Source organism: Pelagibius sp. CAU 1746, from assembly GCF_039839785.1.
Lineage (GTDB): Bacteria > Pseudomonadota > Alphaproteobacteria > Kiloniellales > Kiloniellaceae > Pelagibius.
The window spans coordinates 3,302,802-3,325,132 of the sequence record NZ_JBDOQT010000001.1 but is presented as its reverse complement, the minus strand read 5'-3'; the positions used below and the strand labels follow the sequence as shown (position 1 = coordinate 3,325,132).

At 67.3% G+C, this 22,331-nt stretch carries 22 protein-coding genes and 2 tRNA genes; 14 read left to right on the top strand and 10 right to left on the bottom strand.

The features are described from left to right. Nucleotides 1-61: 61 nt before the first annotated feature. From AAFN88_RS15845 to AAFN88_RS15830, 4 genes are read left to right on the top strand one after another with little or no spacing between them, the layout of a single operon-like run. Nucleotides 62-331 carry a MoaD/ThiS family protein gene (locus tag AAFN88_RS15845; RefSeq protein WP_347521363.1) on the top strand — a complete coding sequence of 90 codons (270 nt, stop codon included), beginning with the start codon at nucleotides 62-64 and terminating at the stop codon, nucleotides 329-331. A gap of 6 nt (nucleotides 332-337) precedes the next feature. Continuing rightward, nucleotides 338-1,414, top strand: a complete 1,077-nt coding sequence (locus AAFN88_RS15840; RefSeq protein ID WP_347521361.1) for a hypothetical protein — start codon at nucleotides 338-340, stop codon at nucleotides 1,412-1,414. Between the two features lie 58 nt (nucleotides 1,415-1,472). Beyond that, the gene (locus tag AAFN88_RS15835) at nucleotides 1,473-2,573 is read left to right on the top strand and encodes a tryptophan 2,3-dioxygenase family protein (RefSeq protein WP_347521360.1); all 1,101 of its coding nucleotides are present in this window, start codon (nucleotides 1,473-1,475) and stop codon (nucleotides 2,571-2,573) included. Continuing rightward, on the top strand, nucleotides 2,570-3,739 hold the full coding sequence (locus AAFN88_RS15830) for an aminotransferase class V-fold PLP-dependent enzyme (RefSeq protein WP_347521359.1): 1,170 nt from the start codon (nucleotides 2,570-2,572) through the stop codon (nucleotides 3,737-3,739). Before AAFN88_RS15835 ends, AAFN88_RS15830 begins: the two co-directional genes overlap by 4 nt. A gap of 154 nt (nucleotides 3,740-3,893) precedes the next feature. On the opposite strand, the gene AAFN88_RS15825 is transcribed toward AAFN88_RS15830, so the two are convergent. The 6 genes from AAFN88_RS15825 to AAFN88_RS15800 all read right to left on the bottom strand — a co-directional run bounded on the left by AAFN88_RS15825 (nucleotide 3,894) and on the right by AAFN88_RS15800 (nucleotide 7,823). Next, entirely contained in the window at nucleotides 3,894-4,385 is a 492-nt protein-coding gene (locus AAFN88_RS15825; protein WP_347521688.1) for a histone H1-like repetitive region-containing protein, read from the bottom strand. Nucleotides 4,386-4,489: 104 nt separating this feature from the next. Continuing rightward, nucleotides 4,490-5,980 carry a glycosyltransferase family 39 protein gene (locus AAFN88_RS15820; protein WP_347521357.1) on the bottom strand — a complete coding sequence of 497 codons (1,491 nt, stop codon included), beginning with the start codon at nucleotides 5,978-5,980 and terminating at the stop codon, nucleotides 4,490-4,492. A 163-nt stretch (nucleotides 5,981-6,143) separates the two neighbouring features. Continuing rightward, nucleotides 6,144-6,443 (bottom strand): lipid-A-disaccharide synthase N-terminal domain-containing protein, encoded by a 300-nt coding sequence (locus tag AAFN88_RS15815; RefSeq protein ID WP_347521355.1) that lies wholly within the window; start codon nucleotides 6,441-6,443, stop codon nucleotides 6,144-6,146. Continuing rightward, nucleotides 6,440-7,237: a glycosyltransferase family 2 protein gene (locus tag AAFN88_RS15810; protein ID WP_347521354.1), complete on the bottom strand. Its 798-nt coding sequence runs from the start codon at nucleotides 7,235-7,237 to the stop codon at nucleotides 6,440-6,442. Before AAFN88_RS15810 ends, AAFN88_RS15815 begins: the two co-directional genes overlap by 4 nt. A gap of 243 nt (nucleotides 7,238-7,480) precedes the next feature. Further along, a tRNA-Asn gene (locus tag AAFN88_RS15805) sits at nucleotides 7,481-7,556 on the bottom strand. A 141-nt stretch (nucleotides 7,557-7,697) separates the two neighbouring features. Continuing rightward, on the bottom strand, nucleotides 7,698-7,823 hold the full coding sequence (locus AAFN88_RS15800) for a hypothetical protein (protein ID WP_347521353.1): 126 nt from the start codon (nucleotides 7,821-7,823) through the stop codon (nucleotides 7,698-7,700). A 315-nt stretch (nucleotides 7,824-8,138) separates the two neighbouring features. On the opposite strand from AAFN88_RS15800, the gene AAFN88_RS15795 reads away from it, so the two are divergent. Next, entirely contained in the window at nucleotides 8,139-8,282 is a 144-nt protein-coding gene (locus AAFN88_RS15795; protein WP_347521352.1) for a hypothetical protein, read from the top strand. A gap of 53 nt (nucleotides 8,283-8,335) precedes the next feature. On the opposite strand, the gene AAFN88_RS15790 is transcribed toward AAFN88_RS15795, so the two are convergent. Continuing rightward, a tRNA-Cys gene (locus AAFN88_RS15790) sits at nucleotides 8,336-8,409 on the bottom strand. A gap of 174 nt (nucleotides 8,410-8,583) precedes the next feature. Between AAFN88_RS15790 and AAFN88_RS15785 the strand changes: the two genes are divergently transcribed. The 9 genes from AAFN88_RS15785 (at nucleotide 8,584) to AAFN88_RS15745 (ending at nucleotide 20,238) form a co-directional block, all read left to right on the top strand. Continuing rightward, the gene (locus AAFN88_RS15785; RefSeq protein ID WP_347521351.1) at nucleotides 8,584-9,240 is read left to right on the top strand and encodes a protein-L-isoaspartate O-methyltransferase; all 657 of its coding nucleotides are present in this window, start codon (nucleotides 8,584-8,586) and stop codon (nucleotides 9,238-9,240) included. Nucleotides 9,241-9,431: 191 nt separating this feature from the next. Then, nucleotides 9,432-10,820, top strand: coding sequence for a TolC family outer membrane protein (locus AAFN88_RS15780; protein ID WP_347521350.1), 1,389 nt, complete (start codon nucleotides 9,432-9,434; stop codon nucleotides 10,818-10,820). 156 nt (nucleotides 10,821-10,976) lie between these two features. Beyond that, complete coding sequence (locus AAFN88_RS15775) at nucleotides 10,977-11,894, top strand: DUF2497 domain-containing protein (protein WP_347521349.1); 918 nt, start codon at nucleotides 10,977-10,979, stop codon at nucleotides 11,892-11,894. 188 nt (nucleotides 11,895-12,082) lie between these two features. Continuing rightward, the gene (locus AAFN88_RS15770; protein ID WP_347521348.1) at nucleotides 12,083-14,779 is read left to right on the top strand and encodes a valine--tRNA ligase; all 2,697 of its coding nucleotides are present in this window, start codon (nucleotides 12,083-12,085) and stop codon (nucleotides 14,777-14,779) included. Between the two features lie 53 nt (nucleotides 14,780-14,832). Next, nucleotides 14,833-15,258 (top strand): DUF6314 family protein, encoded by a 426-nt coding sequence (locus AAFN88_RS15765; RefSeq protein ID WP_347521347.1) that lies wholly within the window; start codon nucleotides 14,833-14,835, stop codon nucleotides 15,256-15,258. A 53-nt stretch (nucleotides 15,259-15,311) separates the two neighbouring features. After that, nucleotides 15,312-15,929, top strand: a complete 618-nt coding sequence (locus AAFN88_RS15760) for a biotin transporter BioY (RefSeq protein ID WP_347521345.1) — start codon at nucleotides 15,312-15,314, stop codon at nucleotides 15,927-15,929. Nucleotides 15,930-16,121: 192 nt separating this feature from the next. Continuing rightward, nucleotides 16,122-17,855, top strand: coding sequence for a dihydroxy-acid dehydratase (gene ilvD, locus AAFN88_RS15755; protein WP_347521344.1), 1,734 nt, complete (start codon nucleotides 16,122-16,124; stop codon nucleotides 17,853-17,855). Between the two features lie 22 nt (nucleotides 17,856-17,877). Beyond that, nucleotides 17,878-19,401 carry a M81 family metallopeptidase gene (locus AAFN88_RS15750; protein WP_347521343.1) on the top strand — a complete coding sequence of 508 codons (1,524 nt, stop codon included), beginning with the start codon at nucleotides 17,878-17,880 and terminating at the stop codon, nucleotides 19,399-19,401. A 261-nt stretch (nucleotides 19,402-19,662) separates the two neighbouring features. Next, nucleotides 19,663-20,238, top strand: a complete 576-nt coding sequence (locus AAFN88_RS15745; RefSeq protein WP_347521342.1) for a PilZ domain-containing protein — start codon at nucleotides 19,663-19,665, stop codon at nucleotides 20,236-20,238. A gap of 6 nt (nucleotides 20,239-20,244) precedes the next feature. Here the strand turns inward: AAFN88_RS15745 and AAFN88_RS15740 are convergent, their stop codons facing one another. The 3 genes from AAFN88_RS15740 to erpA form a co-directional block, all read right to left on the bottom strand. Then, nucleotides 20,245-21,024 carry a rhomboid family intramembrane serine protease gene (locus AAFN88_RS15740; RefSeq protein WP_347521340.1) on the bottom strand — a complete coding sequence of 260 codons (780 nt, stop codon included), beginning with the start codon at nucleotides 21,022-21,024 and terminating at the stop codon, nucleotides 20,245-20,247. 6 nt (nucleotides 21,025-21,030) lie between these two features. Further along, entirely contained in the window at nucleotides 21,031-21,810 is a 780-nt protein-coding gene (xth, locus tag AAFN88_RS15735) for an exodeoxyribonuclease III (protein WP_347521338.1), read from the bottom strand. 69 nt (nucleotides 21,811-21,879) lie between these two features. After that, complete coding sequence (gene erpA / locus AAFN88_RS15730; RefSeq protein ID WP_347521337.1) at nucleotides 21,880-22,227, bottom strand: iron-sulfur cluster insertion protein ErpA; 348 nt, start codon at nucleotides 22,225-22,227, stop codon at nucleotides 21,880-21,882. Nucleotides 22,228-22,331 lie beyond the last annotated feature (104 nt).

Genomic DNA, 22,331 nt, shown 5'->3' with positions numbered 1-22,331 from the left:
GTTTGTTGGCAATTGAATTCTAGAAGCCGTGGAGGCAGGCTCTCCGTGGAGGAGTGGTGCGGTGCCTCAGGTAACCTTTACGGCCAACTTGCAACGCCATCTCGACGTCCCGTCGCTGGAAGTGGACGGCACGCGGGTCGGCGACGTCCTGGCGCAGGTCTTCAAGCGTAAGCCCCGGTTGCGCTCCTACATCGTGGACGACCAGGGGCGCTTGCGTCGTCACGTGAACGTCTTCGTGAACTCGCAGATGATCGCCGACCGGGAGGGCCTCAGTGACACTGTGCGGCCGGACGATGAAGTCTTTGTTTTCCAGGCACTCTCGGGCGGGTAGGAAGAAATGGCCGATGCGATCTATGTTGCGACCCGCAAAGGGCTTTTCGAAGTAAGCTATGATGGCGATCCGCAGACGCGACCCATTGCTTTTCTCGGAGATCCGGTCTCTGCCGTGCTGCAGAACGAGCATGACGGGGCGATCTACGCCGCGCTGAACCTTGGCCATTTCGGCGCCAAGCTGCACCGTTCCGAAGATTTCGGTCAGACCTGGCAAGAGCTGCCGTTGCCGTCTTATCCGCCGAGCGAGGGCGACGACGCCGCGAGCCTGAAGTTCATCTGGACCCTGGCCCGAGGCGGCCTTGAACAGCCCAAGCGCCTTTGGGCCGGCACGCTGCCGGGGGGCCTCTTCCGTTCCGACGACCGCGGCGAGTCCTGGGAACTGGTCGAGAGTCTGTGGAACCAGCCCTCCCGCAGCGAGTGGTTCGGCGGCGGTTACGACGAGCCGGGCATCCACTCCATCAACGTTGATGACAACGGCAGGATTATCGTCGGGATTTCCTGCGGCGGTGTCTGGATCAGCGAGGACGACGGAGATAGCTGGACCCTGGGCGGCAAGGGGTTGGCCGCCGACTACATGCCGCCCGACCGCCGGGACGATCCGACCATTCAGGACCCGCACCGCCTGGCCGTCTGCCAGGACGCGCCCGACACGGTCTGGTGCCAGCACCATTGCGGCATCTTCCGCTCCGACGACGGGGGCCACACTTTCACGGAAATCAAGGAGGTGGCGCCCTCGGCCTTCGGTTTCGCCGTCGCGGCCCATCCGCAGGACCCTAAGACCGCCTGGTTTGTTCCGGCGGTAAAGGACGAATGCCGCGTGCCGGTCGAAGGGCGGTTCGTGGTGACGCGCACTCGCGACGGCGGGACGAGCTTTGAGATCTTTTCGCGAGGGCTGCCGCAGGAGAATGCCTACGACTTGGTTTATCGCCACGCCCTGGAGGTAGGTCGAGCCGGCAAATTCCTCGTTATGGGCTCGACCACCGGCGCGCTCTGGTTCAGCAAAGACGCCGGCGAGTCATGGAGGCTGCTGACCGGACACCTGCCGCCCATCGCGCAGGTCTGTCTCGTCGGACTGCCTTGATCCCTTTTGGGATATGGGTTTCGCTGGCATTGTCACCATCGCCGGAGGAGTCCGAGTCGTGAGCGAAGACAAGAAGCCGCTCTACTACGCCGACTACCTGCAACTCGACCGGCTGCTGAACGCCCAGGCGCCGGAGAGCGCACGGCAGGGCAAGCCGGCCCACGACGAGATGCTGTTCATCGTCGTGCACCAGGCCTACGAGCTGTGGTTCAAGCAGATCCTGCACGAGATGGCGCGGATCGACGCGATCTTCGCCGCCGAGAACCTGGACGACCGCGACATTGGACGTGCGGTGGCGGCGCTGGAGCGCATCGAGCGCATCCTCAAGCTGCTGACGGCTCAGCTCGACGTGCTGGAGACCATGACGCCGCTGGACTTCCTGGAGTTTCGCGACCTGCTGTTCCCGTCCTCCGGCTTCCAGTCGCTGCAGTTCCGCCTCATAGAGATGGGGCTCGGCCTGCGCCGCCAGGACCGCATCGGCTTCGAAGCCAAGCCCTTCGACGCTCGGCTCAGCGATGCGGACCGGGCGAAGCTGCGCGAGGCCGAGAAGCGGCCCAGTCTTAGCGACCGCATCGAGGCCTGGCTGGAACGCACGCCCTTCGTCGAACTCGGGGGCTATAAGTTCCAGGAGGCCTACCGCGCCGCCGTGGCCCGCATGTTGGATCAGGATACGGCAACGCTGGGCGGCAGCGCCGCGATCCCCGAAGCGGAGAAGGCTTCCGGCCTCGCCGCCCTGGAGGCGGCACGGGCGCGCTTCGAGGCCATCTATGACGAGGCACGCCATGCGGAACTGGTGAAGGAGGGAGCTTGGCGTTTGTCCTGGCGGGCGCTGCAGGCGGCGCTCTTCGTCAACCTCTACCGTGATGAGCCGGTATTGCAGTTACCCTTCCGCCTGTTGAGCCTGCTGATGGATATCGACGAGACCATGGCCGCCTGGCGCTACCGCCACGCCCTCATGGCCCAGCGCATGATCGGCATGAAGCTCGGCACCGGCGGTTCCTCCGGCCACGACTACCTGGCCGAGGCGGCGCGGCGCTACCGCGTCTTCGGCGACCTCTTCGCGCTCTCGACCTTCCTCATCCCGCGCTCGGCCCTGCCGCCGCTGCCCGAGCCGCTGCGCAGCGCCATGGGCTATACCTATTCGGCAGGCGGCAGGTGAGCGGCAGCTACAAGGCGCACTTCCGCCGCTTCCTCGAGGCCGCGCCGGAGCGCCTGCACTTCGCCGCGCACAGCCACCACTACTGGCCCGACGTCACCTTCGAGGCCCAGGTGCAGTGCTGGGAGGACGCGGCGCGCCTGACCGGAGGCAAGTGGGAGGTCGTCCTGGGGGAGGTCTTGCCGGAGGTGCAGCGCGGCATCGCCCGTCATCTGAACTTGCCCGATCCTTCGAGCCTCGCCTTCGCGCCCAACACCCATGAGTTCGTCAAGCGCCTGCTGTCCTGCCTGCCGGCGGAGAGAGTGCCGCGCATCCTGACCAGCGACGGCGAGTTCCACAGCTTCACCCGTCAGATCGCGCGGCTGGAGGAGGATGGCCTGGCCGAGGTGACGCGGGTGGCGGTCGAGCCCTTCGACAGCTTCGCCGAACGTTTCGCGGCGGCCGCGTCGAAGGGCGGTCACGACATGATCTTCGTCAGCCAGGTCTTCTTCAATTCAGGCTTCGCCCTGACCGGCCTGACGGCCCTGCTGGCCGGCCTGCCGGCGGAACCCTTTGTGGTGATCGACGGTTACCACGGCTTCCTGGCACGGCCGACGGACCTGGACGCCGTCGCCGCGCGGGCCTTCTACCTGGCCGGCGGCTACAAGTACGCCATGTCCGGGGAGGGCGTGTGCTTCCTTCATGCGCCCCCGGGCTATGGGCTGCGCCCGCGTGACACCGGGTGGTATGCCGCCTTTGGAAAGCTGACCCAGGCCGGCGGCGGTGTCGCCTATGCCGGGGACGGCGGGCGCTTCTTCGGCGCCACCTTCGACCCGGTCGGGCTCTACCGGATGCGGGCCGTGCTGCGCCTGCTGGAGGATCTCCGGCTGGATGCGGCCGGCATCCACGCCCATGCGCGCGCGCTGCAGGACCGTTTCCTCAAAGGACTGGAGGCTTGGCCGAACTCGGTCTTGCCCCTGGAACGGCTGGTGGTCGATCCCCGGGTCCAGCCTTGCGGCAACTTCCTGACCTTCGACCTGGGGGACGAGGCGGCGTCCGGCCTTCATGCCGGCCTCGCGGCCGCTGGCGTGGCCACCGACTATCGCGGCAGCCGCCTGCGTTTCGGCTTCGGGCTCTATCAGGACGCGGTAGACGTCGACGCGATTCTGGGGCGCCTGGCGGCCATCTAGGTTCGGGGCGGGATCTGCGGGGCTGTCCTGCGGCTCCGCCACGCAGGCGGCTCGGGGCGCTGGATCTTCGCAGGTTGCCGACGGGGCACGTGGCCTGGGTCCGCGCGGCAACCTGCTGAAGGGAACAGGCCGGGCTTTCCGCCCGCTTGCCGCTTTACTTGGCCGCGGTGGCCTTGCGCGCGGCTTTGCGTACAGCTGCCTTCTGCGCCGTCCGCTTGCTCGCCGCGATCTTCTTGGCGCCGGCCTTCTTGGCCGCGGACTTCTTCTTCACTTCGCTCTTGATTGCGCCGGCCTTGGCCGCCGTGCTGCGCTTGGCCGCCGTCTTCTTGGCGGCGATCTTCTTGGCGCCGCTTCTCTTGGCGCCGGTCTTCTTGGCAGCCGCTTTTTTCGGAGCGGCCTTCTTCGCGACCTTCTTCTTGGCCGCTGCCTTCTTTGTCGCGGTCTTCTTGGCCGCGATCTTCTTGGTCGCCGCTTTCTTGGCGGCGGTAGGTTTGGTTGCCATGCAGGTCCCCCTAAATGCTCCTAGTGTCCCTCGGACGAGCTGGTTGAGGCGGAATACTTCACACGGATCACTATGGCGGCCTCTCTGTGCCGGGCCTTCGAGAAAGGTCTTGCGACTCGGCACGCGGATACTGCCGCCGCGCATCTTCAAGCAAATCGAAGCCATTCTTCAAGAGGCAACAACGTTGTTGCGGATCGATCGCCGCCGCCTGCGGCAGGCGTGCCACAGAGGCCTGCCGTGCGCCCGTACTAGCGGCACTGCTCCGGCGCGCCCGGGGAGATCCATAGGGCCATCGTCTTGCCGCGGTAGGGCATCGCCTCGTCGGGTGGCGGCAGCGAGTCCCGCGCGCCGGGAGCAAGACCCTTGTTGATGGCGACGCCGCCGGGGTGCGCCGCGAGCCATCCCTCCAGGCTGTCGGGATTGGTACGGGAAACGGGTTCGGTCACACGCGCGAGATAACCGAACTCGCCGGAGTAGTCGCCGAACCAGGCCAGGCCGCAGGACTGACGGCGGTGCACGGTATCGGCAATGCGCGACCAGTCGTAGGTGGCGAAGGCCGCTGCGGCGATCATGTGGCCGGCGGACAGGGCCAGGGCAACGGCGCCGGCGATGGCGCCCGCCTGTGCCTTGGCGCGGCGCGGCGTCGCGAAGAGCAGCAGGCTCAGGACCGCGAGCAAAGCCCAACCGGGCCAGTCGCTGCGCAGGCGCTCCAAGTAGGCCTGGGCCTGTGGCAGCCGCCCGGGGAGTTCCATGGCGTCGGCGAGCTCCATCAGCGGCGCGGAGAGGCCGACCAGGATCATCGGCAGCAGCGGCAACAGGAGATCGCGCTGGCGCAGCACGGTATCGCCGCTGGCGACGATCGCGCGCGCGGCGATCAAGGCCAGCGCCGGCAGCGCCGGCAGCAGATAGTGGATCTGCTTGCCGGAGATCAGCGAGAAGGCGACGAAGACCGTAGCGAACCAGATGGCGCAGAAGCGCGGGGCCTGAGTGCTGCCGCGCCAGGCGTCGCGGCGCAGCCAACGCCACAGGGGCGGCCACCAGCCCCATGGCAGGGCGAAGAGCGGCAGCAGCGGCAGGTAGTACCAGAAGGGCCGGGCGTGGGCGAAGGACTTCACCATGCGCTCTGCGGTCTGGCCCCAGAGGATCATTTCCCGATACTCGGGCCCGCCGAAGATCGCCGCCGGCACCGCCCAGGCAAGCGCGATGGCTATGCCTCCCACGACGGCGGCGCCGAGGCCCAGGAACCAGCCACGCAGTCCGCCCGGCGTCTCGCGCGCGAAGACCAGAGAGGCGAGCGCGCCGACGGCGAGAAGGTGGAGCAGGGCGACCGGTCCTTTTGCGAGAATCCCGAGACCCAGGCCGATCGCCACCAGCGCCCACCAGGACCGCTTGCCGCGCCGCCATACCAGCAGCAGGCCGCAGGTGCTGAGCAGCAGGCAGGCGGTCAGCAGGCCGTCGAACATCACCAGGCCGGTGAATACCGTCACCAGGCCGATGGCGGCGAAGGTCATGACCGACCAGGGGCCGATGCCGGGCAGCCGCGGCCACAGCAGCCGCGCGGCCAGGCCGGTCAGCGCCGCCGAGGCGATGCCCGTCGCCAACACTACCAGGCGGGCGGCCAGCGTGCTGAGGCCGCCCAGGCTCCAGGCGAGGTTGATCATCCAGAACAGCAGTGGCGGCTTGTGCGAGTAGGGCTGGCCGTTCATCTGCGGCACCAGCCAGTTGCCGGAGGTGTACATCTCCCAGGCAACGGTCAGGTAGCGCGTCTCGTCGACCGGCAGGATGGGGCGCAGGGAAAAGGCGGCGATCTGCGCCGCCCAGATCAGCAGCGCGAGTGACAGCGGCAGCAGACAGAGCTCGAAGGAAACGCCGGCGGCCGGCTCTGTACCTTGTTTGGCGGCTTCAGACAGGTTTCCGTTCCTCGCGTCTCTCGCGAAGGCGGAACTGGAGATTGCGCAGGTAGATGACCAGCCCCGTCCCCTGGCCGACGATGAAGACCGGGTCCTGACGCCAGATCGCGTAGGACAGCAGGACCGCGCCGCCGGCGAGGCTGAAGTACCAGAACGCCAGAGGCATCACGCTGCGCCTTTGACGTTCGCTCGATATCCACTGGACCAGAAAGCGGAGGCTGAACAGGGCCTGGCCGAGGAAGCCGATGGCGAGCCAGGTGGCCTGGGCGTTGATGGGCATTAGCTGGGTCATGGGTCGTTGCTCGATACTTCCGTGCGATTGCGTCTTTTCATCAGCCACATGACCCCGAAGAGGTCGACGATGCCGACCCACAGCCGGTCCCAGGTGCCGTATTTGGAACGGCCGCGGGTGCGCGGCCGGTGGTGTACGGGCAGCGCGATCACCCGGTAGCCTTCGCGCCGCAGCAGGGCCGGGACGAAGCGATGCAGATGGTCGAAGAAGGGCAGCCTGAGGAAGGCCTCGCGGGTCACCAGGCGGATGCCGCAGCCGCTGTCCGCGGCATCGTCGCCCAGGCAGTGCCGCCGCACCGCGTTGGCGATGCGCGAGCCCCAGCGCTTGGCGAGATTGTCGTGGCGCTTGGCCCGCACGCCGGTGATAGCCTGCACCTTCGAGGGACCGCCGACCTGGGACAGGGCATCCAGCATACGGGGGATGTCGGCGGGATCGTTCTGGCCGTCTCCGTCCAGGGTGGCGATCAGGTGGCCCCGCGCCGCCAGTACGCCGCTCAGCACCGCGCCGCTCTGTCCGATGCTCTCGGCGTGGTGCAGCCAGCGCAGCTCCGGCAGGCGCTCCGCCGCGTCCGTCAGGGCCGCCGCCGTTCCATCCCGGCTGCCGTCGTCGACGTAGATGAGCTCATAGCGAATCCGCCCTTGCAGCGCGGCGCGGATCTCTGCGGCCAGAGCCGCGATGTTCTCCGCCTCGTCGCGTACGGGGACGATGACGGACAGTTCGACGTCGCCCGCCGCGAGAGACCGCGCAGGCGAGTCTGCCGCACGGAGGGCGCCGTCGTGAGCGGGGAGGGTCATGTTCGTCAAAGCGTTCGTTATGTCGCCCCCAAGCAACCGAGGGTGCGATCAGGAAACCGTGTCGCTGACAGAGAATCGCGAAAACCTGACGGGGGCCTGACGAAATCGGAAAACGCCGCGCCGCCGCAAAGGGGGCGGGACTGGAAGCGGGCGCGTGACCGATCCTGGGCGGCGGCGCGGGACAGCCCGGAAGGGCGGCAAAGAAAAAGGGGCCCGGCCATTCGGCCTGGGCCCCTTTTCGATTGGCTCCGCGGGCAGGACTCGAACCTGCGACCCGGTGGTTAACAGCCACCTGCTCTACCAACTGAGCTACCGCGGATCAGGATCTGATCGGCGTTGCCGGGCTGCCCCGGCGCGGCGAAGCGGGGTTATATCAAACCGCTCGCGGCGCTGCAAAGATTTTGCGGCAGAAAAATCGCCAAGGCCGCCCGCCCGGGGCGCGCACTCCTGAAGATCGCCCTCAGGCTCCGGCCACCACGGCCAAGAGGCACTTCGCGACCGGCAGATAGGCGGAATTCGGCATGTGAAACCAGCGCAGGAACTCAGCCGTCGTCATCTCGCCGGCCAGCCAGTGCTCCAGGAACATTCGGCTCACCGGGTGCAGGTGATCGGGCAGGCAGACGAGGATGTCCTGTCGAATGGTTCCGGCTCCCGGTTGCTGATGGGGCCTTTCCGGTGCCGCAGCGGACGAATCCAACGGCGCCGGCCTTGGATTCCGCGGCGCCCGCGCGCCGCGGGGACCGCTCTGCGGACAGTTTAAGGGCAGGGGACGGCCGCCGGCAACAGCAGGCGTTATCTTGAATGTTCATGATTTGTTCTTGACTTGGCCTCGATCGTCTGTAAGCTTCGCAATCAACGTCACCGGCGCCCGCAAGGGGTGCCCGCTTTGGGGAGAAGCATCATGTACGGTTCGGAGATGAACGGCTTTCAGCCGCCGCTGTGGGAACGTCTGGCCAGCGCCCTGGCGGCGCTCGGCACCTTCGCCTTCTTTTTCTCCGCGGTGGGCTACGGCTGGTACAGCCTGCTGCTGGCCATGGCGCGCTAGCCTCGCCATGGAGTCCCTGCCGGGCCGGAAATCGTCATCGGAAAGAAGGGGGATGGAGGCCCGGGCCGGAATCGAACCGGCGTGCAAGGATTTGCAGTCCTCTGGATAACCACTCTCCCACCGGGCCGTCGGCGGAGGGGCGAAGCTATACTTCCGCCTCCGGCCTGGGTCAAGCTGGCTGCGCGTCCCGGACGGCGGCGGTTCTGGCGCGTTGTTTTCGGGCGCTCGGGCGCTTATAACCCAAGGCCGTAGCGGCCTGTGGGCCGCGGCAGAGCGAACGGCCAGAGCGACGGTTGGTGAGATGACGGAATTCGCAGCAGCACGCCTCAATATGGTGGAGAGCCAGATCCGCACCAATAAGGTGACGGACCAGCAGGTCATTGCGGCATTCGAGGCGGTGCCAAGAGAGCTTTTCGTCGGCGAAGGCAAGCGCGGCTTTGCCTATGTCGACGAAGACCTTGAGGTGGCCGCCGGGCGCTACCTGATGGAGCCCATGGTGTTGGCGCGCCTGTTGCAGGCCGCCGGGCTTCAAAGCGGTGATATCGCCCTGGATATCGGCTGTGCCACGGGGTACTCCACCGCCATTCTGGCGCATCTGGCCGAGACGGTGGTCGGCGTCGAGTCCAGCCGCCAGCTCGCGGACCAGGCGAATCGCACGCTCAACGCGCTCGACGTCGACAATGCGGTCGTCGTGGAAGGGGCACTGGACGCCGGCTATCAGAAGCAGGCGCCCTACAACGTCATCGTCTTCCAGGGCGCCGTGAGCGCGGTGCCGGATACGGTCAAGCGGCAGTTGAGCGACGGAGGCCGCCTGGTGGCGGTGGTCAATGACGAGGCCGGCATCGGCCGCGGCACACTGGTTTGCCGTTCGGGGGACAGTTTTTCGGCGCGGGTTCTTTTTGACGCCGCCACGCCGCTGCTGCCGGGCTTCGAGCGCGAGGTCGGTTTCGTCTTCTGAGACGGCTCCTTGGCGGGAGGGTCCGGGGATGGGCCCTGCGCGCGATGCGTACTTGAAGAACGGCCTGTCGCGGCTCAACTAAGGAATGGGGCCGGCCTGGGGATAGGCCGGTGATCTCATTCGCGATATGGGGAAGCGGACGCATGCGATCGAGAAAGGCAGTGCGGCGGGGAGGTGCTTTTGCAGGGGCCTTGGTCGCTATTCATGGGGTCGTGGTCCTGGGGGGCCTGGGTGCCGCGCCGGCAGCGGCGCAGAGCCTTAACGAGGCGCTGATCCAAACCTACCAGTCCAATCCCACGTTGAGCGCGGCGCGGGCCCAATTGCGCGCAACCAACGAAAGCGTGCCTCAGGCGCTGTCGAACTGGCGCCCTCTGGTCGAGCTGCAGGGCAGCGGCGGCAAGGCCTACGACGAGAACATCCGCCCCACGGACGACGGCGAGGGCCGCAGTCCGGCCAGCGGCGAACTGGTCGTGACCCAGCCGCTGTACCGCGGCGGCCGCACCGTCGCCGGCACCGAGCGGGCCGAGAACCAGGTGCTTGCCGAGCGCGCCCGGCTGGAGTCGACGGAGCAGGACGTCTTGCTCAGTGCCGTCACCGCCTATGCCGACGTCTGGCGCGACCAGTCGGTGCTGACGCTCAACGTGAACAACGAGCAGGTGCTGGCCCGCCAGCTCGAGGCGACTCAAGACCGCTTCGACGTCGGTGAACTGACCCGGACCGACGTGGCGCAGTCGGAAAGCCGTCTCTCCAGCGCGACCGCGGATCGCATCGGCGCGGAGGGCAACCTCTCTTCCAGCCGCGCCACCTTCGAGAACGTGATCGGCGTCTACCCGCAGAGCCTGGATCAGCCCGCCCTGCCGACCGAATTGCCCAGAACCCTGGATGACGTGGTCAGCGCCGCGGAGAGCAACAACCCCAGCGTCCGGGCGACCAACTACGACGAACGCGCGGCCCTGCGCTCGGTGCGTGAGGTCGAGGGCGAGTTGCTGCCCTCGATCAACCTCGAGGGTTCCGTCGGTTATCAGCACGAGCGCTCGTCGCGCACCAGCGAGGGCGCCAGCGCCGAGGTGCTGGCTGTGGTCTCGGTGCCGCTCTACCAGCAGGGCTCGGTTTCCAGCCGGGTCCGGGAATCCAAGCAGGTGGCCAGCCAGCGCCGCCTGCTGGTCCGTGAAGCGCTCCGCCAGGCGCGCGAAGACGCCACTTCGGCCTGGGAGAGCCTGCTCACCGCGCGGGCCCAGATCAGCGCCCTGGAACAGAGCGTGCACGCCAACGAGATCGCCCTGGAGGGCGTACGCCAGGAAAACGCCGTGGGCGCGCGTACGGTTCTTGACGTGCTGGACGCCGAGCAGGAACTGCTGGACGCCCAGGTCAGCCTGGTCAGCGCGCAGCGGGACGAAATCGTCGCCAGTTTCCGGGTTCTCAGCGCCATCGGCCGCATGACGGCCAGGGACCTGGCCCTCGATACCGCCGTCTACGATCCGGAATCCGACTATAACGCGGTGCGCGAGAAGTGGTTCGGCCTGGACGCGCCGGGGGCGGACGTCGAGAGCTTCGATGGCGGCCTGACCGGGGGGCAGTGAGACCGCGCCCAGGAAGGGCGGGGCGCCAGGGCGCCAGGGCGATATTCGCGGCGGTTTGGTTAACAGAAAATTTCCGCTTTCCGGTTATCCAATGTTACAAGACCTTTGCCGTAAAGAGGCGGCCGGGGCTTTTGGAGACTGATTGGCCGGAGTGGTATGAGCGAGCCGGAAGCGCAAAACGAACCGACGATGGAGGAGATTCTCGCCTCCATCCGCCGGATTATCTCTGAGGACGAGACGGAAGAGGGCAAGTCTGATGAAGGCGCTGCCCCGGCAGCGGCGCCTGCGCCTGCCGAAACGGCATCCGCGCAGCCTCCCGAGGCGGCCGCCGCTCCCGCGCCGCCGCCGGCCGCCGCCGCGGAGTCCGACGGGGCCGACAACATTCTCGACCTGACCAAGATGGTCGCCGAAGACGGCAGCATCGTCGACCTGACGGCCCAGCAGGAGGCCGAGGCGGAAGCGGCGCCCGAAGAGGCGCCCGCCGATGCAGAGCCGCAATCCGAGCCGGAGTCCGAACCCGAGCCCGAAGTGGCGGCGGAAGCGGCTGACGCTGCCGCTGACGCGGAGGAGTCCGCCGCCGCCGCCGAGGAAACCCAGGCCGAAGGCGAGGAAGAGGAACCGGCGGAAGAACTGCTGAAGCCGATGGATTCCGCCGAGGCGGAGGAAGTTCCGGACGAGCCGGCGCAGGAAGACGACGACGGCTTCGACGCGCCCGCCGAGGACGCCGCCGAGGACGCCGCCGAAGAGGCGGTCGAGGAAATCATGGCCGAGGAGGCGCCCAGCGAAGCCGCCCTGGGCCAGGAACTGGCGCCGGCGGACGGCGGCAGCGAGTACGTCTCGGCGGCGACCGCCGCGACCGCCACGGCCTCCCTGGCCGCGATCAGCAAGGCCGCCATGGCCAACCGCCAGGGCGATGCCGTCGCCATCGGCGGGGGGCGGACCCTCGAGGAACTGGTGCGCGAGTCCCTGGCTCCTGAACTGAAGGGCTGGCTGGACGAAAATCTCCCCGATTTGGTAGAACGCATCGTTCGCGAGGAGATCCGCAAGATGGTACGCCGCGCCGAGGATCAGTAGGCTCCCCGGTAACCCCTTTAGATTTCAGGGAATTCCGGGCGGTCGGGGGCAATCCCCGATCCGGTGCCGGCCTGCTGCTATGGCGCTTTCCCGCACCTTCTGTTAGACCCCTCCGCTGAATCGAGCGTTCCCGCCATTTCCCGCAGCCGGGGGCGCCCCAAAGCGACAGTTCAAGAGGATCGCCAGCAATGCTGGAAAAGACCTATCGGCCCGACGAGGTCGAGGATCGGCAGTACGCCCGCTGGGAGGCCGCCGACGCCTTCTCGGCCAAGTTCGACGGCAGCAAAGAGCCCTTCACCATCATGATCCCGCCGCCCAATGTCACGGGCAGCCTGCACATGGGTCATGCGCTCAACAACACCATTCAGGACATTCTGGTCCGCTACCAGCGCATGCAGGGCAAGGACGTGCTGTGGCAGCCGGGCACCGACCACGCCGGCATCGCCACCCAGATGGTGGTCGAGCGCCAGTTGGGCGAGGAAGGCGTCGAGCTGGACCGCGGCCTGCCGCTGGCTCCCGGCAACACCAAGCACATCGGCCGCGAGGAGTTCATCGAGCGCGTCTGGAAGTGGCGCGACCAGTCCGGCGGCACCATTCTGAAGCAGCTCCGCCGCCTGGGCGCCTCCTGCGACTGGCAGCGCGAGCGCTTCACCATGGACGAGGGGCTCTCCGAGGCGGTGCTCAAGGTCTTCGTGACCCTCTACCGCGAGGGCCTCATCTACCGCGACAAGCGGCTGGTGAACTGGGACCCGCGCTTCCATACCGCGATCTCCGACCTGGAGGTCGAGCAGAAGGAGATGAACGGCCACCTCTGGCACTTCCGCTACCCCATCGAAGGGGAAGAGGGCCGCTTCATCACCGTGGCGACCACGCGGCCGGAGACCATGCTGGGCGATACCGCCGTGGCCGTGCACCCGGACGACGAGCGCTACAAGGACCTGGTCGGCAAGTTCGCCATCCTGCCGCTGGTCGGCCGGCGCATTCCCATCGTCGCCGACGACTATGCCGATCCGGAGCAGGGCTCGGGTGCGGTGAAGATCACCCCGGCGCACGACTTCAACGACTTCGAGGTCGGCAAGCGCCATGACCTGGAGATGATCAACGTCTTCGACCGCGACGCGCGGATGAACGACGGCGTGCCGGAGGCCTACCGCGGCCTCGACCGCTTCGACGCGCGCAAGAAGGTGGTCGCCGACATGGAGGCCGAGGGCCTCTTGGAGAAGATCGACGACCACCGCCACATGGTGCCGCACGGCGACCGCTCCCACGTCGCCATCGAGCCCTACCTGACCGACCAGTGGTACGTGAACGCAGCGGAACTGGCGAAGCCCGCCATTGCCGCGGTGGAGCAGGGCGAGACCGTGTTCGTGCCCAGGCAGTGGGAGAAGACCTATTACGAATGGATGCGCAACATCCAGCCCTGGTGCATCTCGCGCCAGCTCTGGTGGGGCCATCAGGTGCCGGCCTGGTACGGGCCGGACGGCGAGGTCTTCGTCGCCCACGATGAAGCCGAGGCGGCCGAGGCCGCCGAGAAGCACTACGGCAAGACGGTGGATCTGACCCGCGACAGCGACGTGCTGGACACCTGGTTCTCCTCGGCGCTCTGGCCCTTCTCGACCCTGGGCTGGCCGGAGGAGACCGAGGCGCTGGGGCGCTACTACCCGGGCGACGTGCTGGTCACCGGCTTCGACATCATCTTCTTCTGGGTGGCCCGCATGATGATGGCCAGCCTGCACTTCATGGACGGCAAGGTGCCCTTCCACACCGTCTACATCCATGCCCTGGTGCGCGACGAGAAGGGGCAGAAGATGTCGAAGTCCAAGGGCAACGTCATGGATCCCCTGGACCTCATCGACAAGTTCGGCGCCGACGCCGTGCGCTTCACCTTGACGGCCCTGGCGGCCCAGGGGCGCGACGTGAAGCTGGCGGAAAGCCGCATCGAGGGCTACCGCAACTTCTGCACCAAGATCTGGAACGCGGCGCGTTTCTGCGAGATGAACGAGTGCCGCTACGAGCCCGGCTTCGACCCGGCGGCGAACGGCCAGCGCGTCAACCGCTGGATCGTCAGCCAGCTCGCTCAAACCGAACCTAGAGTGCGCCGCGCCATCGAGGACTATCGCTTCAACGAGGCGGCCCAGGCGCTCTACCAGTTCATCTGGAACACCTACTGCGACTGGTACCTGGAGTTCGCCAAGCCGCTGCTGCAGGGCGAGGACGCCGCGGCCCAGGCGGAGACCCGGGCGACGGCCCAGTGGGTGCTGCACCAGGCGCTGTTCCTGCTGCACCCCATCATGCCCTTCCTCACCGAGGAACTGTGGCAGCAGACCGGCCCCGGTGAAGGTGGGGGCGAAGCGAGCCTGATGACCACCTCGGCCTGGCCGGTCTTCGCCGAGAACCTCACCGATGCCGAGGCCGACGCGACCTTGGGCTGGGTGGTACGCATGATCGGCCAGATCCGCGCCGTGCGCTCTGAGATGAACGTGCCGCCGGGGGCGCGAATCGCCCTCATCGTCAACGACGCTTCCGCCGGGTCCAAGGCGCGGGTCGGCGACCACGAGGCGCTGATCAAGACCTTGGCGCGGGTCGAGACCATCGCCTTCGACCAGCCGGTGCCCCAGGGCTCGGTGCAGGACGTGCTGGACGAATGCTCCCTGGTGCTGCCGCTGGCCGAGGTCATCGACCTGGACCAGGAGCAGGCGCGGCTGAAGAAGGAAATGGACAAGCTGAAGGGCGAGATTACCAAGCTCGACAAGAAGCTCTCCAACGAGCAGTTCCTCGCCAAGGCGCCCGAAGAAGTGGTGGCCGAGCAGCGCGAGCGTCTGGCCGACAGCCAGCAGACCATGACCAAGCTGCAGAGCGCCCTGGAGCGTCTCGCCTCTGCATAAGCCGGTGGAGGACATCTGTGGAGTCCGTGGGAAATTTCATTCAAATCAGTGATTTGAAGGAGTTTCTTCAAGGTTTATGGCGCCTGGAGCGACGGCTCGACGACCGCCGGGCCGGCCAGCAGGGCCGGCTCAGCGGCCAGGCTCTTTTCGCGCCGCTGGAGGGGGATCTGCTTTACCGGGAGGAAGGCCGGCTGACGATCGGCGACCATGTGGGCCCGGCGGAGCAGTCCTACCGCTATGCCTTTCCGGCGCCGGGCCAGGGCACTCCGACTCGCGCGGCGGTCCACTTCCGCGACGGCCGTTTCTTCCACGATCTCGATCTGTCGCGCGGCCTTTGGGCCTGCACGCATCTTTGCGACCCGGACCGCTACGAGGGCGAATTCTCGGTTCCGGACGCCGATAGCTGGCGCGTGATCTGGCGGGTGACCGGGCCGCGCAAGGACCTGACACTTGACAGCACCTATCGCCGGGCGCTGTAAGAGGGGCAGCGAATTCGCTCGAATCATCTTTGGCAGCAAGGGGACGGCATACGATGACCATGATTGACCTGCAGGAGCGCCACGACACCTTGGCGGCGGCACTGTGGCCCAGCCAGGGCAGACTGGCGGAGATGAACGGCGTGCTGCGGGCTTCCTTGCTGGCGGTTGTCGGCTCTCTGTTCCTCTGGGCCTGCGCCAAGATCCAGGTGCCCTTCTATCCGGTGCCGCTGACCATGGGCACCTTCGGCGTGCTGGCCATCGGCATGGCTTTCGGCTGGCGCCTGGGCGCGGCCACCGTGATCCTCTACCTGGCCGAGGGCGCCATGGGCCTGCCGGTCTTCGCCGGCACCCCGGAAAAGGGGATCGGCCTGGCCTACATGGCCGGCCCGACCGGCGGCTACCTCTTGGGCTACGTGATGGCGGCGGCGGCCTGCGGCTGGCTGGCCGAGCGCGGCTGGGACCGCAGCGTGGTCACTGCGGCTCTGGCCATGCTGGTGGGCAACGTGGTCCTTTACCTGCCGGGCGTGTTGTGGCTCGGCGTGCTGTTCGGCTGGGACAAGCCGATCCTGGAATGGGGCCTCATCCCCTTCATCCCCGGCGACGTGCTGAAGCTGGCCCTGGTGTCCGCCAGCCTGCCGCTGGTCTGGAAGCTGCTCGCCAAGCGCGGCTGACGCTTTCCGGGCTGCAGATTGCCTGAGGAGGGGCCGGCCGCGCCGGCCCCTTCGCGTTTCCGGCACATTTCCGTTTCCACCTGAACGCATGGCGGCATTCGCATTTCGCGGTGGTGGCGCCCCTGCGCGCCCGCTATGCTCCGCGCCAAATCATGAAAATCCCTAAGGGATCAAGAGAGGGAGCGTTCCACCATGCCACTCGATTCCAAGTCGACCTTCGACAAATCCAAACTGCCGAGCCGCTACGTCTCGGTCGGACCCGAGAGCGCGCCGCATCGCTCCTACTACTACGCGATGGGCATGACCGAGGAGGAGATCGCCCAGCCCTTCATCGGTGTGGCGACCTGCTGGAACGAGGCGGCGCCCTGTAACATCGCTCTGTCGCGCCAGGCCCAGTCGGTCAAGCGCGGCGTCAAGGCCGCCGCCGGCACTCCGCGCGAGTTCTGCACCATCACCGTGACCGACGGCATCGCGATGGGTCACCAGGGCATGAAGTCCTCCCTGGTCAGCCGCGATCTCATCGCCGATTCCGTCGAACTGACCATGCGCGGCCACTGCTACGACGCCCTGGTGGGTCTCGCCGGCTGCGACAAGTCGCTGCCCGGCATGATGATGGCCATGGTGCGCCTCAACGTGCCTTCGGTCTTCATGTACGGCGGCTCCATCCTGCCGGGCCGCTACAAGGGCAAGGACATCACCGTCCAGGACGTCTTCGAGGCCGTGGGCGCCCATTCGGCGGGAAAGATGTCCGACGAGGAACTCCACGCCGTCGAATGCGCGGCCTGTCCCTCCGCGGGCTCCTGCGGCGGCCAGTTCACCGCCAACACCATGGCCTGCGTTTCGGAGGCCATCGGCCTGGCGCTGCCCGGTTCCGCCGGCGCTCCGGCGCCATATGAGTCCCGCGACGCCTACGCGGAGGCTTCGGGCCATGCGGTGATGCACGCGCTGGCCCAGGGCATCCGCCCGCGCGATATCGTCACGCGCAAGGCGCTGGAAAACGCCGCCCGCGTGGTCGCCTGCTCCGGCGGCTCGACCAACGCCGGCCTGCACCTGCCGGCCATCGCACACGAGTGCGGCATCGACTTCGATCTGCAGGAGGTGGCGGAGATCTTCCGCTCCACCCCCTACATCGCGGACCTCAAGCCCGGCGGCCGCTATGTCGCCAAGGACCTCTTCGAGGTGGGCGGCGTGCAGGTCATCATGCGCGCGCTGCTGGACGGCGGCTACCTGCACGGCGACTGCATCACGGTCACCGGCAAGACCATCGAGCAGCAGCTCGAAGGCGTCGTCCTGCCGGCGGACCAGGACATCGTGCGGCCCTGCTCCGACCCCATCACCCCGACCGGCGGCGTGGTCGGCCTGCGCGGCAACCTGGCGCCGGAGGGGGCCATCGTGAAGGTGGCCGGCATGAAGAACCAGAAGTTCCGCGGCGCGGCCCGTGTCTTCGACTGCGAAGAGGATGCCTTCAAGGCGGTCGAGAACCGCGACTACAAGGAGGGCGAGGTGATCGTCATCCGCTACGAGGGCCCCAAGGGCGGCCCCGGCATGCGCGAGATGCTCTCCACCACCTCGGCGATCTACGGTCAGGGCATGGGCGACAAGGTGGCCTTGATCACCGACGGCCGTTTTTCCGGCGCCACGCGCGGCTTCTGCATCGGGCACGTCGGCCCGGAAGCGGCGGTCGGCGGGCCCATCGGGCTGCTGGAGAATGGCGACATCATCGTCATCGACGCCGAGGCCGGCACCATCGATGTCGAGCTCTCCGACGAGGAATTGGCCAAGCGCCGCGAGAAGTGGCAGCCGCGTCAGCACGACTACCAGTCCGGGGCCATCTGGCGCTACGCGGCGACCGTGGGCCCGGCCTACAAGGGCGCCGTCACCCATCCCGGCGGCGCGGCCGAGACCCACTGCTACGCGGACATCTGAGGACAGGGAAGAGTCAGGGACCATGGCCCGCATCGCCTTCGGCGGTTTCCAGCACGAGACCAACACCTTCGCGCCGTCGAAGGCGACCTATGACGACTTCCTCAAGCCCGGCGCCTGGCCCGGACTGACGCGCGGCGCGGCCCTGTTCGACGCCATCGCCGGGATCAACATCCCGGTGGCGGGTTACGTCGAGGCGGCCAAGGCCCAGGGCCACGAACTGCTGCCGCTCACCTGGACCAACGCCACGCCCTCGGCCCATGTCACCGAGGACGCCTACGAGCGCATCGCCGCCATGCTGCTGGAAGACCTGGCGGCGCTGAAAGATATCGACGCGCTCTACCTCGATCTGCACGGCGCCATGGTGGCCGAGCATGTCGACGACGGCGAGGGCGAGCTGCTGCGCCGGGTGCGCGATCTGGTCGGCCCCGACCTGCCGCTCGTGGTCAGCCTGGACCTGCACGCCAACGTGACGCGGGAGATGGTCGAGTTCTCCGACTGCCTGGACATCTACCGCACCTATCCGCACGTCGACATGGCGGCCACGGGGCGGCGCTGCGCCCAGCACCTCGACGCCCTGCTGAAGGGCGAGGGCGGGCGTTTCAAGGCTTTCCGGCAGATGCCCTTCATGATCCCCTTGACCAGCGGCTGCACCTACGAGGGGCCGGCCAAGGAGGTCTACCGTGAGGTGAAGCTGCTGGCCCAGGAACCGGGCGTCACCGCCGTCTCCTTCGCCTGCGGCTTCTGCCCGGCGGACTTCCCCGGCGCCGGCGCCTCGCTTGTCGCCTACGGCACCTCTCAGGAAGCCGCCGACGAAGCGGCGGCGAACCTCTACGAGGCGGCCATCGAGCGCGAGTCCGCCTTCGCTCTGGAGGCGCTGAAGCCGGCCGAGGCGGTGCGCGAGGCCATGCGCATTGCCCGCCATACGGACAAACCCGTGGTGCTGGCCGATGCCCAGGACAATGCCGGCGGCGGCGCCAACTCCGATACCACGGGGCTGCTGCGCGCACTGATCGAAGAGCGGGCCGAGGGTGCGGTGCTGGCCAACCTTTACGACCCGGCGGCGGCGGAAGCCGCCCACGCGGCGGGCGAGGGAGCGGAGGTCGCGCTGGCCCTCGGCGGCCGCTCCGGGGTGCCGGGCGATGCGCCCTATGAAGGTATCTTCAAGGTCTTGCGCCTCGGCGATGGTCAATGCACGGGCACCGGCCCGTTCTACAAGGGCGCCCACATGAAGCTGGGCCCCACGGCGCTGTTGGAGAAGGACGGCGTGAAGGTGGCCGTGGCCTCGGCCAAGGTGCAGCTCGCCGACCAGGCCATGCTGCGTCACTTGGGCATCGAGCCCTCGGCCCAGCGGATTCTGGCGCTCAAGTCCTCCGTGCATTTCCGTGCCGATTTCCAGCCGCTCTCCGAGGCGGTGCTGGTGGTGGTCTCGCCTGGACCGGTTGTTCTCGATAACCGCGAACTGGCTTTCCGGCGTCTGCGTCCCGGTCTCAGGATCATGCCCTGCGGCCCGGTCTTCACGCCCGCCGGTCCGGTGGCGGCGGACTGAGCGCCCGGCCAGGGGCCTGAACCGGCGGTTCCTCCGGGTAAAAATGCCTGGATTCCCAGCGGTTTTGGCCCCCGTTTTCCCGGCATTTTCAACGATTTGTGCTCTTCGCCACTTGTTAACAGACCGGCGTGATACTTGGCCGAGCGGAGGAGACCGGGACCTTGTCCCTTTGGGACGGGTGCCGGTGATTCAGAGAGGCCGGTCCCCGGAGCAGACAAGGCGGGGCCGGGGCAGGTGGCTGCGATGGTGGAACTGACCTTAGTGGAACAACAGGTTGCGTTGAACCAGCCGGGCAGGCTGCAAAGCGGCGACCGGAGCTTGGACTGCGTGGTGGTCCGATTGTCGCGCAAGGGCGCCCAGGTCCGTTTTGAGGGGCCGCTGCCGGACGCCGGCGAAGTTTTCCTGTCCATCGAAGGTTTCGGCCAGCTCTCCTGCTCTCTTGTCGATAGCGACGACGGCTATGCGGATCTGCGTTTCGAAGGCGATCCCGAGACCCAGGACGCGGTCTTTCAGGAACTCCTGGCGCAGATGGGCGACGAGGAAGGCCGCCGCCGCTATCTGCGCCGCTCGGTGCTGTGGCCGGGAACTTTGAAGTCCGGATCCGAACAGCTCGACTGCACCATTCTCAACATGTCCCTGGGCGGCGCCAAGGTGGCGCTGGGTCAGGAGCGCGATTGCAGCGGCAGTGTCACTCTGTTCGGCGACCGCTTCGATGGCCTGGACGCCACGGTGGTATGGCGGCGCGGCCGGGTGGTCGGCCTGCAGTTCAAGGTAGAGCCGGCGAAGGTCGCCCGCATCCTTGGGGACCTGTTGCCGGCCATCAAGGCCTCGGCCTGAACCACACTACTTTCGGAAGCCGTGCTTCTTGCGCGGTGAATCGGGTCCGCCGCGGCGCTGCCAGGCGGCGCCGCGCCTGAGCGTCACACCCTCCGGCGGATCGCCCAGGCCGAACAGCGGCACGGCTCTGTAGCGGAAGACGAAGATCAGCAGCAGCCCGGCGACGAAGCCGCCGATGTGCGCCCACCAGCCGACGTTCTGCGCCGAAGGGCCGGCGAAGGCTGCGAAGAACTGAAATCCGAACCAGAAGATCAGCAGCAGCCAAGCCGGCAGGTAGAGCGGGATGAAGCCGATGGGCACCAGCACCCGCGATCTGGGATGCAGGATCAGGTAGGCGCCCAGCACGCCGGAGATGGCGCCGCTGGCGCCGATCAGCGGTGCGGCCGCAGTGGGCTCGACGGCGACCTGCGCCAGGGCGGCGGCCACGCCGCAGGCCAGGTAGAAGGCCAGGAAGCGGCCGTGCCCCATGGCGTCCTCGACGTTGTCGCCGAAGACCCAGAGATAGAGCAGGTTGCCGCCCAGGTGCGCGAGACCGCCGTGCAGGAACTGATAGCTGATCAGTGTCAGCAGCGGATCGACCAGCTTGAGGCCGGGGGCCAGTTCGGCGCTGCCCACCAGGGTCGCGGGGATCACCCCCAGGCCGTAGACGAGTTGCAGGTTCGAGTCGGGCGGGCCCGAGACCTGGAAGAAATAGATCAGCGCGGTGACGGCGATCAGCGCCCAGGTCGTCCAGGGCCGCGCGATCAGATAGCGCGGCGTGGTGTCGTGCAGCGGAATGAAGGGCATCGGCCCTTACGCCGGATCGCGCAGGCGGCAGACCACCGGAGTGTGATCGGAGGCTTTGGCTTTGCCGCGTGGCTCGCGGTCGATGTCGCAAGCCTCCAGCCGGTCGGCGGCCTGGGGCGACAGCAGGAAGTGGTCGATCCTCAGGCCGTGGTCGTTCTGCCAGCCGCCGCCCTGGTAGTCCCAGAAGGTATAGAGGTGCGGCTCGCGGTGCAGCGCGCGCAGGGCGTCGGTGAAGCCCAGATTCAGGAGGGTGCGGAACCGGCTGCGGCTCTCCGGCTGGGTCAGGGCGTCGCTCGCGAAAGCCGTGGGGCTGTAGACGTCCTCGTCCTGGGGGATCACGTTGTAGTCGCCGCCCAGCACCACCGGCTGCTCGCTGGCCAGCAGGCTCTCGGCGTGCCTGACGAGCCGCTCCATCCAGGCCAGCTTGTAGGTGAATTTCTCGGTCTTGATGGGGTTGCCGTTCGGCAGGTAGATCGAGGCGACGCGCAGGCCGTTGATCGTCGCTTCCAGGTAGCGCGCCTGCTCGTCCTGCTTGTCGCCGGGCAGGCCGGCCATAACGTCCTCGATCGGCGTCTTCGAGAGGATGGCGACGCCGTTGTAGGTCTTCTGGCCATGGGTGGCGACGTTGTAGCCCAACTCCTCGATTTCCAGGCGCGGGAAGTTGTCGTCGATGCACTTCAATTCCTGCAGCAGCACCACGTCCGGCTTGGCCGATTTCAGCCAGTCCAGCACGTTGGGCAGGCGCGCCTTGATGGAATTGACGTTCCAGGTGGCGATGCTTGTCATGACCGAAATTCTTTAGGCGATGTGGCGGTGCCGGTCAAAGCGTCGAATCGCGACCGGCTGCGAAGGAGGTCAAATGGCAAAGGAGGAGCCGCAGCCGCAGGAAGACGTGGCGTTGGGGTTCTTGATCTGAAAAGACGCGCCGCCGAGATCCTCGACGAAGTCGACCTGGGCGCCGTTCAGCAGCTCCAGGGAGGTCTCATCGACCACCGTCACGACGCCGTCGCGCTCGAAGGTGCGGTCGTCGGGGTTGACCGTGTCGTCGAAGGAGAAGCCGTACTGGAAGCCCGAGCAGCCGCCGCCGGAGACGGCGACGCGCAGCATCAGGCTCGCCTGACCTTCCTGCTCGATCAGGTGGGCCACGCGCTTGGCCGCACGCTCGGTAAGCGAGAATTCCAGGCTGTCTGCCGCTGTGGTCATAACATTCCCTCGATCCTTGGCCGGCTTTTCCGGCCCCGGATCGCCTGTGGTTGACCATCAAGATGTAGGGACTTCCCCTGGCTTGTCAAATCACCGCGTGGCGG

Bases quoted from the DNA above. Each gene is read 5' to 3' on its own strand.
- AAFN88_RS15840 (WP_347521361.1), top strand. From the start codon at position 338: ATGGCCGATGCGATCTATGTTGCGACCCGCAAAGGGCTTTTCGAAGTA.
- AAFN88_RS15825 (WP_347521688.1), bottom strand. From the start codon at position 4,385: ATGCGCGGCGGCAGTATCCGCGTGCCGAGTCGCAAGACCTTTCTCGAA.
- AAFN88_RS15820 (WP_347521357.1), bottom strand. From the start codon at position 5,980: ATGTACACCTCCGGCAACTGGCTGGTGCCGCAGATGAACGGCCAGCCC.
- AAFN88_RS15815 (WP_347521355.1), bottom strand. From the start codon at position 6,443: ATGACCCAGCTAATGCCCATCAACGCCCAGGCCACCTGGCTCGCCATC.
- AAFN88_RS15810 (WP_347521354.1), bottom strand. From the start codon at position 7,237: ATGACCCTCCCCGCTCACGACGGCGCCCTCCGTGCGGCAGACTCGCCT.
- AAFN88_RS15800 (WP_347521353.1), bottom strand. From the start codon at position 7,823: ATGTTCCTGGAGCACTGGCTGGCCGGCGAGATGACGACGGCTGAGTTC.
- AAFN88_RS15795 (WP_347521352.1), top strand. From the start codon at position 8,139: ATGTACGGTTCGGAGATGAACGGCTTTCAGCCGCCGCTGTGGGAACGT.
- AAFN88_RS15785 (WP_347521351.1), top strand. From the start codon at position 8,584: ATGACGGAATTCGCAGCAGCACGCCTCAATATGGTGGAGAGCCAGATC.
- AAFN88_RS15775 (WP_347521349.1), top strand. From the start codon at position 10,977: ATGAGCGAGCCGGAAGCGCAAAACGAACCGACGATGGAGGAGATTCTC.
- AAFN88_RS15770 (WP_347521348.1), top strand. From the start codon at position 12,083: ATGCTGGAAAAGACCTATCGGCCCGACGAGGTCGAGGATCGGCAGTAC.
- AAFN88_RS15760 (WP_347521345.1), top strand. From the start codon at position 15,312: ATGACCATGATTGACCTGCAGGAGCGCCACGACACCTTGGCGGCGGCA.
- ilvD (WP_347521344.1), top strand. From the start codon at position 16,122: ATGCCACTCGATTCCAAGTCGACCTTCGACAAATCCAAACTGCCGAGC.
- AAFN88_RS15750 (WP_347521343.1), top strand. From the start codon at position 17,878: ATGGCCCGCATCGCCTTCGGCGGTTTCCAGCACGAGACCAACACCTTC.
- AAFN88_RS15740 (WP_347521340.1), bottom strand. From the start codon at position 21,024: ATGCCCTTCATTCCGCTGCACGACACCACGCCGCGCTATCTGATCGCG.
- xth (WP_347521338.1), bottom strand. From the start codon at position 21,810: ATGACAAGCATCGCCACCTGGAACGTCAATTCCATCAAGGCGCGCCTG.
- erpA (WP_347521337.1), bottom strand. From the start codon at position 22,227: ATGACCACAGCGGCAGACAGCCTGGAATTCTCGCTTACCGAGCGTGCG.